The 13,562-nt window shown below is 61.2% G+C and carries 14 protein-coding genes and 1 tRNA gene; 6 read left to right on the forward strand and 9 right to left on the reverse strand.

Annotated elements, in window-relative coordinates; all coding sequences use genetic code 11:
• Positions 1 to 7: 7 nt before the first annotated feature.
• From A9K65_RS09715 to A9K65_RS09730, 4 genes are read right to left on the reverse strand one after another with little or no spacing between them, the layout of a single operon-like run.
• The gene (locus A9K65_RS09715) at positions 8 to 784 is read right to left on the reverse strand and encodes an enoyl-CoA hydratase/isomerase family protein (RefSeq protein ID WP_064995665.1); all 777 of its coding nucleotides are present in this window, start codon (positions 782 to 784) and stop codon (positions 8 to 10) included.
• On the reverse strand, positions 777 to 2,378 hold the full coding sequence (locus A9K65_RS09720; protein WP_064995609.1) for an acyl CoA:acetate/3-ketoacid CoA transferase: 1,602 nt from the start codon (positions 2,376 to 2,378) through the stop codon (positions 777 to 779). The genes A9K65_RS09715 and A9K65_RS09720 overlap by 8 nt, the downstream gene beginning before the upstream one ends.
• A complete protein-coding gene (locus A9K65_RS09725) occupies positions 2,375 to 2,554 on the reverse strand; it encodes a hypothetical protein (protein WP_064995610.1) in 180 nt (59 codons plus the stop codon). The genes A9K65_RS09720 and A9K65_RS09725 overlap by 4 nt, the downstream gene beginning before the upstream one ends.
• Entirely contained in the window at positions 2,551 to 3,609 is a 1,059-nt protein-coding gene (locus A9K65_RS09730) for a LacI family DNA-binding transcriptional regulator (RefSeq protein ID WP_013529706.1), read from the reverse strand. Before A9K65_RS09730 ends, A9K65_RS09725 begins: the two co-directional genes overlap by 4 nt.
• 238 nt (positions 3,610 to 3,847) lie before the next feature.
• Here A9K65_RS09730 and A9K65_RS09735 point away from each other — a divergent pair, with 238 nt between their 5' ends.
• Positions 3,848 to 5,002 carry a dihydrodipicolinate synthase family protein gene (locus tag A9K65_RS09735; RefSeq protein WP_064995611.1) on the forward strand — a complete coding sequence of 385 codons (1,155 nt, stop codon included), beginning with the start codon at positions 3,848 to 3,850 and terminating at the stop codon, positions 5,000 to 5,002.
• Between the two features lie 55 nt (positions 5,003 to 5,057).
• Here A9K65_RS09735 and A9K65_RS09740 read toward each other — a convergent pair whose 3' ends face one another.
• Both A9K65_RS09740 and A9K65_RS35120 read right to left on the reverse strand, forming a co-directional pair.
• On the reverse strand, positions 5,058 to 7,226 hold the full coding sequence (locus tag A9K65_RS09740; RefSeq protein WP_245322016.1) for an alginate lyase family protein: 2,169 nt from the start codon (positions 7,224 to 7,226) through the stop codon (positions 5,058 to 5,060).
• A 228-nt stretch (positions 7,227 to 7,454) separates the two neighbouring features.
• Positions 7,455 to 7,745 (reverse strand): hypothetical protein, encoded by a 291-nt coding sequence (locus A9K65_RS35120; protein WP_127219021.1) that lies wholly within the window; start codon positions 7,743 to 7,745, stop codon positions 7,455 to 7,457.
• A gap of 175 nt (positions 7,746 to 7,920) precedes the next feature.
• Between A9K65_RS35120 and A9K65_RS09750 the strand changes: the two genes are divergently transcribed.
• Together A9K65_RS09750 and A9K65_RS09755 are read left to right on the forward strand one after the other, a co-directional pair.
• Entirely contained in the window at positions 7,921 to 8,280 is a 360-nt protein-coding gene (locus A9K65_RS09750) for a lysozyme inhibitor LprI family protein (RefSeq protein WP_024502741.1), read from the forward strand.
• Positions 8,281 to 8,294: 14 nt separating this feature from the next.
• On the forward strand, positions 8,295 to 8,690 hold the full coding sequence (locus tag A9K65_RS09755) for a hypothetical protein (RefSeq protein WP_064995613.1): 396 nt from the start codon (positions 8,295 to 8,297) through the stop codon (positions 8,688 to 8,690).
• 470 nt (positions 8,691 to 9,160) lie between these two features.
• Here A9K65_RS09755 and A9K65_RS09765 read toward each other — a convergent pair whose 3' ends face one another.
• Positions 9,161 to 9,928: a Stf0 family sulfotransferase gene (locus A9K65_RS09765; RefSeq protein ID WP_064995615.1), complete on the reverse strand. Its 768-nt coding sequence runs from the start codon at positions 9,926 to 9,928 to the stop codon at positions 9,161 to 9,163.
• A 403-nt stretch (positions 9,929 to 10,331) separates the two neighbouring features.
• Here A9K65_RS09765 and A9K65_RS09770 point away from each other — a divergent pair, with 403 nt between their 5' ends.
• Entirely contained in the window at positions 10,332 to 10,538 is a 207-nt protein-coding gene (locus A9K65_RS09770) for a hypothetical protein (protein WP_013529712.1), read from the forward strand.
• 274 nt (positions 10,539 to 10,812) lie between these two features.
• Here A9K65_RS09770 and A9K65_RS09775 read toward each other — a convergent pair.
• Positions 10,813 to 10,887 (reverse strand) — tRNA-Val (locus A9K65_RS09775).
• A 116-nt stretch (positions 10,888 to 11,003) separates the two neighbouring features.
• A complete protein-coding gene (locus A9K65_RS09780) occupies positions 11,004 to 11,366 on the reverse strand; it encodes a response regulator (protein WP_006199474.1) in 363 nt (120 codons plus the stop codon).
• A 163-nt stretch (positions 11,367 to 11,529) separates the two neighbouring features.
• Here A9K65_RS09780 and A9K65_RS09785 point away from each other — a divergent pair, with 163 nt between their 5' ends.
• Positions 11,530 to 12,471 (forward strand): N-formylglutamate amidohydrolase, encoded by a 942-nt coding sequence (locus A9K65_RS09785; RefSeq protein WP_013529713.1) that lies wholly within the window; start codon positions 11,530 to 11,532, stop codon positions 12,469 to 12,471.
• Between the two features lie 301 nt (positions 12,472 to 12,772).
• Positions 12,773 to 13,546 (forward strand): histidinol-phosphatase, encoded by a 774-nt coding sequence (gene hisN, locus A9K65_RS09790; protein ID WP_024502739.1) that lies wholly within the window; start codon positions 12,773 to 12,775, stop codon positions 13,544 to 13,546.
• The last annotated feature ends 16 nt before the right edge of the window (positions 13,547 to 13,562 follow it).

Here is a 13,562-nt window from a genome sequence, read left to right on the forward strand (position 1 = left end):
GTTTGCTCTAGGATCTCGAAAAGGCCGGCTTCTGCTTGGCCTTGAAGGCATCGACGCCGGCCTTCAGATCGCCGGTCAGGGCGATGAAGCCGCTGGCCAGCGCTTCGGTGGCGGCGGCACTTTCCTCGCCTTCGGCGACCGCGATCATCAGCTTGGCGGCTTCCGTCGCCAGCGGGCCGCGCTCGGCGATCTTTTCCGCCCACGCCTTTGCTTCTTCGTGTGCGTTGCCAGTTGCGACCACCCGGTCGACGATGCCCAGGGCGAGTGCCTCGGGGGCGAGAAAGATCTCGCCGCCCAGCGCCATGCGGCGCACCGTCTGCGCGCCGAAGCGGCGCACGGCGCGCTGCGTACCGGACCAGCCGGGCACGACGCCAATCGAGGTTTCCGGGAAGCCTAATTTCACTTGTGTTTCCGCCACGCGCAAGTCGCAAGCCGCAGCCAGTTCCAGGCCGCCGCCCAGCGCATGGCCGGACAGGACGGCGATTGTCGGCTGCCGCAGCCGCGCCAAGCGGTCGAAGACGCGGTGGCCGTAGCGCACCCACTGCACCTGGAAATCGGCGGCACTCATCTGCGCCCAGGCTTCGACATCGCCACCGGCGCAAAAGCCCTTGCCTTCGCCGCGCAGCAGCACGACGCGGACGCCCTCGGCCATCTCGGCCTCGTCGAGCGCCGTCTCTAGCGCCCGCAGCATCGGAATGTCCAGTGCGTTGAATTTCTCCGGCCGGCGCAGCGTGATGGTACCGATGGCGCCATCCTGCTCGAAGGTGACGAGAGGCTCAGCCACGCGCGCCTCCGAGCGAGGCGCCGCCATTCAGCGACAGGCCTATCGGTTGCTCCTGATAGAGGGCTGCCGGTGTCGTCTTGAGGTCCTTGGCAACGGCCAACGGAATTTCCGACTGGGCCAGCACATCCCGCTGCAGATCGATGCCGGGTGCGAGTTCTGTAACGACCAAGCCCTCCGGCGTCAGCTTCATCACGCAGCGTTCGGTGACATAGGTGATGTCCTGTCCCCGCGCCACCGCGCGCTTGCCCGAAAACGAGATGTGCTCGACTTCGTTGACCACCTTCTTGACCTTGCCCTCGTGGTCGATGCGGATGCCGCCATCGGCCAAAGACAGCTTGGCGCCGGCATTGAAGAAGCCGGAGAAGACGATCTTCTTCGCCCGTGCGGTGATGTCGACAAAGCCGCCGGCGCCGGCGGTGACATGCGGCCGCGCCGAAAGCTTCGAAACATTCACAGAGCCGTGTCGATCGATCTGCAGGAAGGACAGCAGCGAGGCGTCGAAGCCGCCGGCCTGGAAATAGATGAACTGGTGCGGCGAGGGCATGAAGGCGTCGGCGTTCGATGAGCAGCCGAATTTGAAGTCGAGCAGCGGCACGCCGCCGACCGCGCCCTGTTCGATCACCCAGGTAATTTTGCCGTGCTGGCCTTCCTCGAGAAGGATGCGCGGCACATTGGCGGAAATGCCGAACCCGATGTTGACGGCCATGCCGTCGCGCAACTCCATGGCGACGCGGCGCGCGATCACCTTCTGCACGTTCATCTCCGGCGTGCGGAAGCTCGACAGCGGCCGGAAGATCTCTCCGGAGATCGCCGGGTCGTAGGGTGTCAGCGTCGTCTGCAATTGGTCGGGCGCGACGACGATATGGTCGACCAGAACGCCGGGCACGCGCACGTCATGCGGTTTCAGCGTGCCGTTCTCGACGACGCGCTTGACCTGCGCGATGACGATGCCGCCATTGTTGCGGGCGGCGAGCGCCTGTTCCAGTCCGCCGAGATAGGCGCCCTCATGCTCATAGGTGAGGTTGCCGCGCTCGTCGGCCGACGTGGCGCGGATGATCGACACCTGCGGCACGATAGAGCGGAAATAGAGCCATTCCTCGCCGTCGAACTGCTGCACCGAAACGATCGGCTCGCTGGCGGCGGCGTTCATGGCGCAGCCCTGGTGGCGCGGGTCGGCGAAGGTGTCGAGACCGACTTTGGTCAGCACGCCCGGCCGCTTGGCCGCGGCTTCGCGGTGCATATCGAACAGGATGCCGGACGGCACGTTGTAGGCGGCGACCGAATTGTCGCCGATCATCTTCCAGATCTGCGGCGGTTCGGAAGAGGAGGGGCCGGACGGGTAGGAGCCGCACAAGGTACGCTTCAGCAGTCCCGGCTTGGCCAGATGGTCGATGCCTTTGATGCCATACATGTCGCCGGCTGCGATCGGGTGCAGCGTGGTGATGTTCTTCGGATGGCCTTCTGCGTCGAAGCGTTCGCCGATCGCGGCGAGCACCGCATCGGGGCAGCCGAGGCCGCTCGACGAGGACACCGACACGACCATGCCGTCCTTGACCAGGCCGGCTGCCTGCGCCGCGGAGACCACCTTGCTCAATTCATACTCCCGAATTCAGGGTCGGTTGCGACCGCCTTGCCTGATTTCGCGGTTTGCAATGCTGCTTCGACTGACGCCGATGACCAGATGCTGTCCTCGCCTTGCGCGCGGATGGCGTTGATCATGAACTGCCTGACGATCGTGCTGGCGCCGATCAAGCTCCATTTGACGCTCATGCAGCGCCTCCCGAACCGGCCGCCCTGTTTCGAATGCGGCGATCCGGGCCGCAGCTTTCCCTGACCACCAGATTGACCGCGCCGATATGGTCTTCGGCCCGTGTGGTGCGCGACTGGATCATTTTCAACATGACATGGGCGGCGCGTTCGCCGAGGCCCGCCGAGTCCACCGCGACGCTGGTCAGAGCCGGCATGTAATGCTCGGCCTCGGCCACATCGTCGAAGCCGACGATGGCGAAATCAACTCCCGGCTCAAGCCCGCGCTTGCGCAGCGCCAGCATGGCGCCAAAGGCGACGGCGTCGTTGAAGCAGAGTGCCGCGGTCGGCGGTTCAGCCATTGCGAGAGCAGTTTCGAGGCATGCGATACCACCTCTGCGGCTGGTCTCTCCCTCGACGACCAGAGTGTCGCGGTCGGAGATGCCCTGCGTCTCGCAGGCTTCGCGAAATCCGCCAAGCCGCTCGTGATAGACGACGAGATCGGACGAGCCGCCGAAGAAGACCAGCCGGCGATGTCCCTTGCCGATCAGATGAGCGGTGGCGAGATAGGCGCCGCGATGATTGTCGGGCGCGATGACCGGAATGCGGCTCTCGGGAAGCCGGCGCATGGCGAAGACCACCGGCAGACCTGCCGTCTCGATCCGCCTGAAGGCGCCCGGCGTCGTGCCGCGAGCCGGCGACACGATGAGGCCGGCGACGCCTTGCTCCATCAGCGACTTCAGCACTTCTTCCTGGCGCACCGGATTTTCCGCCGTGTTGGCGATGAACGGCACGATGCCGGCCGACTGGAAGACCCGCTCCATGCCAACCGCCAGCTCCGCGAAGAAAGGATTGGTGAGATCGTTGATGACCATGCCGATGACGTTGGAGTGCGCCTTGCGCAGATTGGCGGCGCCGCGGTTGTAGACGTAACCGACATCCTCGATCGCCTTGCGCACCTTGCTCGCTGTTTCGGGCCGGATCAGTCCGCTGCCCTGGAGCACGAGCGATACCGTCGATTTGGACACGCCCGCTTCGCGGGCGATGTCGAATATCGTCGCCTTGGCCCGGTTGGCCATCCAGATGCATCCTCCCGACTGCAGGCCCAAAACTATTGGAACGTTCTAATCTCTGCTCCGCTCGTGAGTCAATCGGGATTTTTCCCGCGCCTCGAACGTCGATTGTGTGTACTCAAATGGCATGCTCCATAAGGCTTTCTTGTTGCAATGCAGCATTTCATCCTGCAGGGAGTTCGAATTTTAAAGGCCCTTGATTTATTGGAACGTTCCATTTAGTACGTTGCGAAGGGAGCGATGGATGGACATTTCCTTGCCTGGTGAGGGTGTCGGCAGCACCCGGTACACGCTGGTCGGCGAGCCCGTGCAGCCTGACATCGGCGCGCGATTTTCGCGTATCGCCTATGCCGCCGCGCACGTCGTTGCCGATCCGCTCGCCATGACCGATCCGTGGTCCAGACCGGTGGTCGACTGGGAGAGGACGATGGCGTTCCGTCACCATCTGTGGCGGCTGGGCTTCCGCATCGCCGAAGCGATGGACACGTCGCAGCGCGGCATGGGTTTCGACTGGGCAAACGCGCAGGAATTGATCCGCCGCTCGATCGCCGAGGCGCGCACGGTCGATGGCGCCGATCTCGCCTCGGGCGCCGGCACCGACCATCTGGCGCCCGCCGCCGCCAAAACAATCGATGACGTCATCAAGGCCTATGAAGAGCAGTTCGCTTTTATCGAAGGGCTCGGCGGCAAGGCGATTATGATGGCCAGCCGGGCGTTGGCGGCAGTTGCCAAAGGGTCGGACGACTATGTCAGCGTCTATGACCGCATCCTGTCGCAGTCCTCCGGCAAGGTCATCCTGCACTGGCTGGGCGACATGTTCGATCCGGCGCTCAGGGGCTATTGGGGCAGCGAGAATTTCGAGGTCGCTCTCGATACAGTCGTTGCCATCATCGAACGCCACGTCGGCAAGGTGGAGGGGATAAAAATCTCACTGCTCGATGCCGGCAAGGAGGTCGCGCTGAGGAACCGTCTGCCGGACGGCGTCGTCATGTTCACCGGCGACGATTTCAATTATCCCGAACTGATCGCCGGCGACGAGAAAAGGCACTCGCACGCATTGCTCGGTATTTTCGACGCCATCGCGCCGGTCGCCAACGCGGCGCTGGCGAAACTGGCGGAAGGCGACCGCGCCGGCTTTGACGCGTTGATGGCACCAACCGTGCCGCTGTCGCGAAAGATCTTCGAGGCGCCGACCGAGTATTACAAGGCCGGCATCGTCTTCATGGCCTGGCTGAATGGCCATCAGGATCATTTTGCGATGGTCGGCGGCATGCAGTCGGCGCGCGGCATCCGTCACTATGCCGACGTGTTCCGCCTTGCCGACCAGGCCGGATTGCTGGCCGATCCGGAACTGGCGGTCACCAGGATGAAGAGCCTTTGCACCGTCGCGGGCGTTTGAAGCGCGGAAAGTGGTTCTCATCATCGACGTGACAGGCCAGGAATGCCGGGCGTCGCTAACGTCTCCGCCACAGCCAAAAAGGCGCGATTGCCTCGTCTGGATGAAAAATGGGCTTGGTCGCCCTTCCCAGATCGGCAGGTGGCATTCCTGCGGGATCATGGTGCGTCAGGTCGAGAAGCAGCGGCCCAAGCCGATCCGGATCGACAGTTTCGGCCGACATGGTGTGTGGCTTGTTCTCGTGCGCAACAAGCCAGTGCAGCGCCTGGACCAGTCCCAGTCCCTCGGCTGTCTTGTGTTGCCAGAGATTGTCACCGACCGAAGACAGGACACGGGCCAGCGACGTCCAGCCTTGCAAGGTAAACATGGCGTAGTGCCTGGGGCGCGTGCGGGACAGTTCCCTGGGCAAGGAGCCATCGGCTGCGATCTGGGTTGCTAGTCTCTCCCGAGCATAGAGGCTGATCTTGGCCAGGGTGGCGCTATCGCCAAGAAACGTGGCGATCGATGCCCGCTGCAAATCGTAATATGTTCCTTGGTTGCTGCTGCTGCAGAAGGCCGTCGCGGCTGCCGGCGCGGTGTCCAGCCATTCGCAGTAGGAACCGAGCCAGGCTCTGAACGCCTCGCGATCCTCGTCGCCCAGTACTCCTGTTCGCTCGAGCAGGCGTACGGCATCCAGGAAGAAATAGAAATCCTTCAGCTCGATGATGCCGTGGCCGGACCCTTCATTGTTGTCGTGGCCCGACCGCACCTGCGCATAGCGCAAATGCGGGTTCATTCTTGTCCTGGGATCGATAAACCATGCGCGAATGAGCCTGGCGGCGTGGACGGCATAATGATGCCCATCAAGCACGGTTGCGGCGAGCGCAAGCACGGTTGTGTCGTCGAAGACGCGCTGTAAGCGTGTGCGATCGTAGGTTTCGCTTCCTGCTGCATACAATGCCGTGCCGGGCACGCGTTCGCCATCGCGCCGGATATAGGGCAGGCCGTCGGGTCTGTCGGGGGCGGGCCACCAGTAAGGCGCGGGGTGAAAATAGTCCTGGGGATCCCCGCTGGGGGCTAGGCCAGTCTTGTCGAGCACGCTGAACGGACCGCGGGCGAGTGCCTGTCCGGCCGCGGTTTCGAGATGGTGCAGGATGGGCCCGTCCTTCACCGCGTGGGCCAGGGCGTCTTCGTCATAAAAGGCCAGGCGGGAGGTATCAAGCCGAGCGGCGACTGCCTTGGCGTCACATTGATCGACCATATCGACGATCGCCTGATCGCGGCTGACCAGACGCGCGACGAAGCCGGCCTTGCCGATCTCCAGATGCGAACGCCCTGAATCCAGGCGCGCCACCCAGCCCGCTTTCTGGAGCAGCCCGGCATCCGCCGCCCGGACCGGGCGTGGAAAATCCCAGGCGTCGTCGCGGTAGCGGTCCCAGGGGCCAGGAACTGCCAACCGCCACAGCATCTCGATTTTTGGCCGCCTTCCGTAACCATAGTTTTCGTCGAACAGTTGCGTGGTATCGGCTCGAAATATGATCTGCGGCTCCTCCTCGGCCGGCGGCTGGAAGCTCTGGTCCAGCAGAAGCGCATTGTCGACAATGCGCGCCATGGGCACCACAGCGTAGGGAAGGTGCGGGTTTTTCTCGATCGCGGACCGTATCCGCTGGAACGCAGAGTCTGTCAGGTAGCAGTTCCCGTCCCAGGGCATCAGCCATTTTGCCCTGTCGCGGGCAATCGCGAGCGCGGCGTTGCGAGCCCCATTGTTGTTCATCACATAGAGGTTCTTGCTGCGGCGGATGTGCGTTTCGTAACGCGCGGACTGTCCGCTCGCCCGGCCCTTCTCTGAGAATCGGAGGTCGCCGGCAACAAGCTGGTCGACGTCCCAGGATATCTTCCGGTACTGATCGAGTTCGAAGGGGATTGTATGAAAATTCTGGCGGCGGCTTTCGAGCAGGCCGATGATCCGGGCTTCCTCGTCGGTGTCGACTATTCGATTGACGATCCAGAATTTTTCGCAGGCGTCGAAGACCGGTTCGTTGTCCAGAATGAACAGCACGTTGTCGAATGACTGGCCCTTGCGGTGTCGCGGTTCCAGATCATTGCCGATGATCCGGACGAGCATGAAGCTGTCGGCAATCTGCGAGATCGGCGACGCCGTGTAAGTCTCGCGGGCGGCCTCGATCCGCTTGCCGAGTCCGCGCCGGTATTCAGCATTCTGCTTTGCGGAAATGAGCGCGTTGCCCAATGTCGACCACGGCGACCGCAATTGCGTGCGCACACGGTTCAGTTCGCGATATATCTTCGGCCAGGACGATAGTTTTGTCCTACCGGACTGTGAACTCATGACGGCACGCAGGGAGACCGGATCCCGATCACCGCCTCGGGGATGCGCGCGGTTTCGCCAATCATTCCGACTTCGACTCTGGACCATTTCTGAGCGTGAGGCGACCAAGCCCTGAATTGTGCGACACGATCAATCATGGAAAACGTCTCTCGCATGTAACGTTGCGAATGTCCTGTTACGTTCTGCTGCATAAGTGACGGCAGGTTGCCAGGCAACGCCGACAGGACAATGCGATAAATCAAATCCGAAAACCACATAGCATGGCAAATGCCCCGGCATCGGCGATTCGCCTTCACGCAAAGGCAAGCTCGCAAAAGATGCGCCGGTGATCGCAATTTTCTTGGAACCAATCCTCCCGGCGCGCGACCAAGCGATGTGTCCAAACATGGTCAGCTTGTGGCGGCCGCATTCGACCGCCATTGCATCGAATGCATGAGTTATCTGCCACTCCCCGCATATCACCTCACGGCCCTAGCCTCGCCCGTCCTGCATTGTTGAACCCGACAACCCTTTGCTTACTATACGGTTTTCCAGGCCTTGCCGGCTGCTCCTATGCGTGCTTACTTGTGGTTGTTTTCATGAGGGGGATACAATCATGCGTTTTCTACTTGCTGCGGTCGCCATGCTGTCGTTCGCCGCCACCGCGGCTCTGGCCGATCCAGCTTCGGACTTCAAAAGAGCCGATCAGGCATTGAACCAGACCTTCAAGCAAATCCAGAAGCGGCTTACGGATGATTCCGACGGCAAGGCACGGTTCGTGAAAGCGCAGAGAGCGTGGATTGCGTTCCGCAACGCCGAATGCACGTTTCAATCCAGCGGTGACGATGGTGGCTCCGCGGCGCCGATGGTTGCCGCTGCTTGTCAGGCTGACCTGACCAAGGCCCGCACCAGGCAGTTGAAGGCCTACCTGAACTGCCAGGAGGGTGACCTCTCTTGCCCGGTGCCATCAGAATAATCTGGAGTGACAAAATGCCGAAATTCAAGATGAGATATGTGCTGATCGCGCTTGTGCCGTTGGCGGTTGCCGGTTGCGTCAGCGCTGAGGATCAGCGCGCAATGGATCAGCAACAGTGCGCGTCTTACGGCTACAGGCCAGGAACCAACAGGTTTGCCGACTGCATGATGCAACAGACCTCACAACGTTCAGAAGATGAGCAGCGCTCATTGGATCGCATGGCCGCGCAAGAACAGAGAGACAAGGATCGCAAGGAAGCGCGTCGAAAGGACGACAGCTACATCGATCCAAGGCCGAGTTACGACAAGGACGGCAATCCGAATTTCGACACTCAAGGCAATTACCAAGGGTGTCACGGCGCGGGATGTTTGGTCGACAATCCAGACAATAACGATGACGATGACCAGTAGGCTGGCTCCGCGAGGCTCTCCTTCCTGCCCCCTATAGTTCGGACCTCAACCCAATCGAGAAACCACCCTTCGCCAACTTCAAGCACTACATGCGGCGTTGCGCCAGGTGCAGGCTAGAAGTCAATCTAAATGTGAACCGCTCTACCTCGGCGAACAGCCGGGAAATGCCGATCCTGCACACGCGATCCGCGATTCCATCAGCTTGAAGGATGGTTCCGGAACTTTTTGCCGCAATGGCAGGTTCGAGCGACATGACGAAACTATCTGACCCCTGGCCCGCCGTTCCCAGCAAGCTGCACGGCGGCCAGGATATCCCGGAAGAGAGCATTTCTATCCATGCTCATACCGCAGGCAGAAGGTTGACCAGCGCGATTTACTCCAGGTGTTCTGGAGGAAGAGCCGGGGCATTGAGCGCTGGAACCGAGCCAGCTGCAACGATCATCGAATTTCCCCGAAGAAAGTACCTGCCTCTAGAAGCGCTTTCGGATCAGGGGCCGTTTCAGGGCAAAGCGGGCGATATTGTCGAGCGTTCTTGGCACCGCCATCTCCCCGATGCCCTCAATGGCGCCCTTGGCCGCTGCGTCCTCACGAAAGCGCACTATCCATTCTTCCGTGAGGCTGTCCCGTTGAATAGTGAATCTCGAATTGGCGGTGTCTTCCGGGACCTGGACGCCCATATAATCCGCCACAGCTTCCAGATAGGGCCGTGGGTCTTGCTGCAAATCTTCGTAGACGAATTGACGACAATCCAGCCCCGCAAGTTGTAGGTAGGACCTCCAGAACGCATAGCTTCGATCAATCTGGAAATACGCTTGGCTGATGTCGGCGAAGCTATAAGGAACAGAGCGCGGATTGACTTTCCCTTCGTGCCGGCTCGTCCACACCCCAGACATCCTAGCTCGGTAGAACGAAATAGCTTGCTGAATTCGGTCGCGACGTTCCAACAAAATGAATTCCAAGCCGTGTTTTCTTCGTATCTCGAATAGAAAATCCTTTCCGAATTTCTCCTTACACCAGGCCAGATGGCGCGGAAACAACTTGATCGCAAACCGCCCGTTGTCGGTCGCCGCTTTCTCGATGGCCGCTTTTTCAAGATCATCATAGGTGCGGGGATCGAAGCGTAGATAGGCCGGATCAAGCCATTCCTCCGACCGTCCCATCAGGCCAGTTGCGTTCGTCAGGCTTCCCAGCCAGTTCGAACCGCTTCTTCCCTCTGTAAGAATCGCGACGCCCCGCATAAAATCCTCACTTCACCTTGTCCCGCAACGCATGCCGCAAGGCCCGCTTACCTTCAACCCAAATCAGTGCTGCGTTCCCGCCCCAGGTCCAGGAACACCGTGCTCAGCTTATTGCCGCCGTGATCTTCGTTGCCATCTTGTCGGCATCACCAGGGCTTTGGCTGGATTCTAGACCAGATGACCACGCAATTCATCTAGGACGCCGCATCGGCCGCCATCGTCATCGTGGGCGTGTTCGCCGTCGCCGACACGTCGCCACGCGATTGCTGCGCCTGCCCAGGAGTGTCCTCTGTCGAACAACCGTGAGGGTTGTTTTCGCCGCCATCACTATTTTTGTGAACCAATTCACCCGAGGCGCGACCAAGTGATGTGTCCAAACATGGTTCATCAAGGAGAACGTCTTATGTTTACTGTCTCGAGAAACGTCTTTTTGGCCGCCATCGCCGTTTCGGTGCTGGCCGGCTGCAAGACAACCGCTCCCAGGGAATGCGACAAGCTGAAGCCTGGCGTCACCTATAACGGCAAATGCTGCGGCATCGGCGAGCCTTGCCGCGAAGGCAAGGGCGGCGGCGACAGGCCGGGAAATACGCCTGATCCAGCGCCGCAATGATCTGATTGCGTGTCGCCCGTTCCGGTCAGCGCTGGGACGGGCGCGTTGCGCTCGAAAGCTCGCCAACGTCCAGCCTCCCCTTGAGGCACCGAAACCGTCCACCTCTGTGTAACGCGCGCCCTGGACGGCCCTGTGCCACGCTGTGCCCTGCTTATCCAAAGTGAGGCGTTCTTCCGCCACCACCTCGACGCTGCTCATCCCGCGCGTCATGCCCACGCGCCTTGTCTGGCGAGCCGGCCAGCATGTCGATCCAAGTCTGATTTGTCTGGTTGGATGGTGGGCGTGACAGGGATTGAACCTGTGACCCCTGCAATGTCAATGCAGTGCTCTCCCGCTGAGCTACACGCCCATCCGAAGCCGCGCATACACCATTTTTGATCCAGCGCGTCAATAGCAGGAAAAAGGAAAGAAGGCGTCGTCTCGCCGCAGTGGCGAAGAGGTGCGGCGCCTCGCCTAGAAAACGGCTCAGGCCGCCTGCAGCATCTTCTCCACCTCGTTGACGAGGTCGCGCAGATGGAATGGCTTCGACAGCACCTTGGCGTCTTTCGGCGCCTTGGAATCCGGGTTCAACGCAACAGCGGCGAAACCGGTGATGAACATGACTTTCAGATCGGGATCGATCTCGGTGGCGCGGCGCGCCAGCTCGATGCCGTCCATCTCCGGCATGACGATGTCGGTCAGCAGCAGCGAGAACGGTTCTTCGCGCAGCCGCTCATAGGCGCTGGCGCCATTGTCGAAATCGCTGACCTGGTAACCGGCGCGCTCCAGCGCCTTGACGAGGAACCGACGCATATCGTCGTCGTCTTCCGCCAGAAGAATGCGTGCCATGATATCCTGTCCGAATCACCCGCCCGAGATTGCCGTTGGGCAAACCCGTTAACCATCCTGTATATGAGGAGGTGAGGGTAAACATCAAGTGAACGCGGACGGCGATGATCCATATTTGCCGGGGGTGTGCCGCCGCTGAAATGCTGGACACGCGGCCTGCAAGGTGGCACTTTCACATCATGATGCACTGGTGTTTTCGGGTTCGTTCAAATTGAAGACGGCAGCCGAGGATTTTTCGGTCTTTCCACCCTTCGAAATCCGGTCGGGCGCCGAGCAGCGCGTCCCCTTCCTCTTCAATTCGCCGCATAGCGGCCGCTACTATCCCGAACGGTTCCTGGCCATGGCAAGGCTGGACCGCAACGCCATCCGCCGGTCGGAAGACTGTTACGTCGATGAGCTGTTCGGCGGTGCCGTGGCGCTCGGCGCGCCGCTGCTGGCGGCGAATTTTCCGAGGGCCTATCTCGACGTCAATCGCGAGCCGTGGGAGCTCGATCCTCGCATGTTCGCCGAGCCAGTGCCGTCCTTCTGCAACATCCGCTCGGCGCGGGTGGCGGGTGGGCTTGGCACGGTGCCGAAGCTGGTCGGCGAGGGGCTCGACATCTATTCCGGCCGCCTGCCGCTGTCGGAAGCCGTTGCCCGGATCGAAACCGTCTACAAGCCCTATCACGAGACGCTGAAGCGGCTTTTGACCCGGACCCATGCGCGGTTCGGTTTTGCCGTGCTGATCGACTGTCATTCGATGCCGGCGAGCATCCGTGTCGGCGACAGCGGGCTGCGGCCCGACTTCATCATCGGCGACCGTTTCGGCATCTCGGCAACCGCCGCCCTGACCGAGACCGCGATCGGCCTGCTCAGCGCCATGGGCTATTCGGTTGCCCACAACAAACCCTATGCCGGCGGCTTCATCACCGAGCATTACGGCCGCCCGGCGCGCCATCTGCATGCGCTGCAGATCGAGGTCAATCGCGGGCTCTACATGAACGAACGGACATTCGAGAAGGCCGCCGGCTTCGATGCGCTGGCCGACGATCTGACGCGGTTCTCAGCCGACCTGATGTCGATGCCCGACCATCATTTCATCGACCTGCCGCTGGCCGCGGAGTGAAATCGCGGCGTAAAAAAAGACCGCATCGTTTGCACGATACGGTCGAAGTCTAGGGAGGAAACGCCCAAGGAGGGCATGGACAGGAAACCCTGTCCGAGGTCAAGGGTATTGTGCGTTGCACAAATGTCAAGCGACCTTCAGGCTTTTTTAATTCACTCTGATGTGGAAATTGCGTTTCGACGACGCTTATGTGACATCCGGGCAACAGATGCCGTCGCGGAGAAGTCGTCGAACACACTTGTTTTGGTACGAAATTGGCGGCAGAGCACGGCTCGGACATGCTGCAGTGCGGGAGAATCAGTTGGACATCAGTGTCGATTTCATGCGCCGCATCGCGCAGGTGGCAGCGGCGGAGACCTTGCCGCGCTTTCGTGCCCAAGGCGCGGTCGCCAACAAGGAACAGGGCAGTTTCGATCCGGTCACCGAGGCCGATCGCGAGGCCGAGCGCGCTATCCGGGCGTTGATCTCTGCCGAGTATCCCGACCATGGCATTCTTGGCGAGGAGCATGGCAGCGAGAACATTTCGAGCCGGCATGTCTGGGTGATCGACCCGATCGACGGCACGCGCGCCTTTATTTCCGGCCTGCCGGTGTGGGGCACGCTGGTCGGGCTGACGGTCGACGGTGACGCCGTTGCCGGCATGATGGCGCAACCCTTCACCGGCGAGCTGTTCTACGCCAACGCCTCAGGTTCGCACTATGAGGGGCCGGGCGGGCCGCGAAAACTGACGACCCGCAAGACGACGAAGTTGGACCAGGCGACGCTGTTCACTACCACGCCGGCGCTATTCAAGGGCGAAGCGCGCAACCGTTACGATGCATTCGAAAGACAGATCCAACTCGCCCGCTATGGCGCCGATTGCTATGCCTTCGCCATGATCGCTTCGGGAAGCGTCGATATCGTCGCCGATCCCGGTCTGAAGCCATACGACATCGTGGCGCTGATCCCGATCATCGAGAAGGCAGGCGGTGTGGTCACCACATTCGATGGCGGGCCGGCGGAGAAGGGCGGCGATGTCCTGGCGGCTGCAACGCCGGAACTCCACGCAGCTGCCATGGCTGCCTTGCGCGGCTGACCAGCGACCGGCGGCC

The sequence above is a fragment of the Mesorhizobium sp. WSM1497 genome, from assembly GCF_001672455.2.
Lineage (GTDB): Bacteria > Pseudomonadota > Alphaproteobacteria > Rhizobiales > Rhizobiaceae > Mesorhizobium > Mesorhizobium ciceri.

Excerpts from the sequence above, each read along its gene's own strand:
- A9K65_RS09725 (WP_064995610.1), bottom strand. The coding sequence starts at position 2,554 with ATGAGCGTCAAATGGAGCTTGATCGGCGCCAGCACGATCGTCAGGCAG.
- A9K65_RS09730 (WP_013529706.1), bottom strand. The coding sequence starts at position 3,609 with ATGGCCAACCGGGCCAAGGCGACGATATTCGACATCGCCCGCGAAGCG.
- A9K65_RS09735 (WP_064995611.1), top strand. The coding sequence starts at position 3,848 with ATGGACATTTCCTTGCCTGGTGAGGGTGTCGGCAGCACCCGGTACACG.
- A9K65_RS35120 (WP_127219021.1), bottom strand. The coding sequence starts at position 7,745 with ATGGCGGTCGAATGCGGCCGCCACAAGCTGACCATGTTTGGACACATC.
- A9K65_RS09750 (WP_024502741.1), top strand. The coding sequence starts at position 7,921 with ATGCGTTTTCTACTTGCTGCGGTCGCCATGCTGTCGTTCGCCGCCACC.
- A9K65_RS09755 (WP_064995613.1), top strand. The coding sequence starts at position 8,295 with ATGCCGAAATTCAAGATGAGATATGTGCTGATCGCGCTTGTGCCGTTG.
- A9K65_RS09765 (WP_064995615.1), bottom strand. The coding sequence starts at position 9,928 with ATGCGGGGCGTCGCGATTCTTACAGAGGGAAGAAGCGGTTCGAACTGG.
- A9K65_RS09770 (WP_013529712.1), top strand. The coding sequence starts at position 10,332 with ATGTTTACTGTCTCGAGAAACGTCTTTTTGGCCGCCATCGCCGTTTCG.
- A9K65_RS09780 (WP_006199474.1), bottom strand. The coding sequence starts at position 11,366 with ATGGCACGCATTCTTCTGGCGGAAGACGACGACGATATGCGTCGGTTC.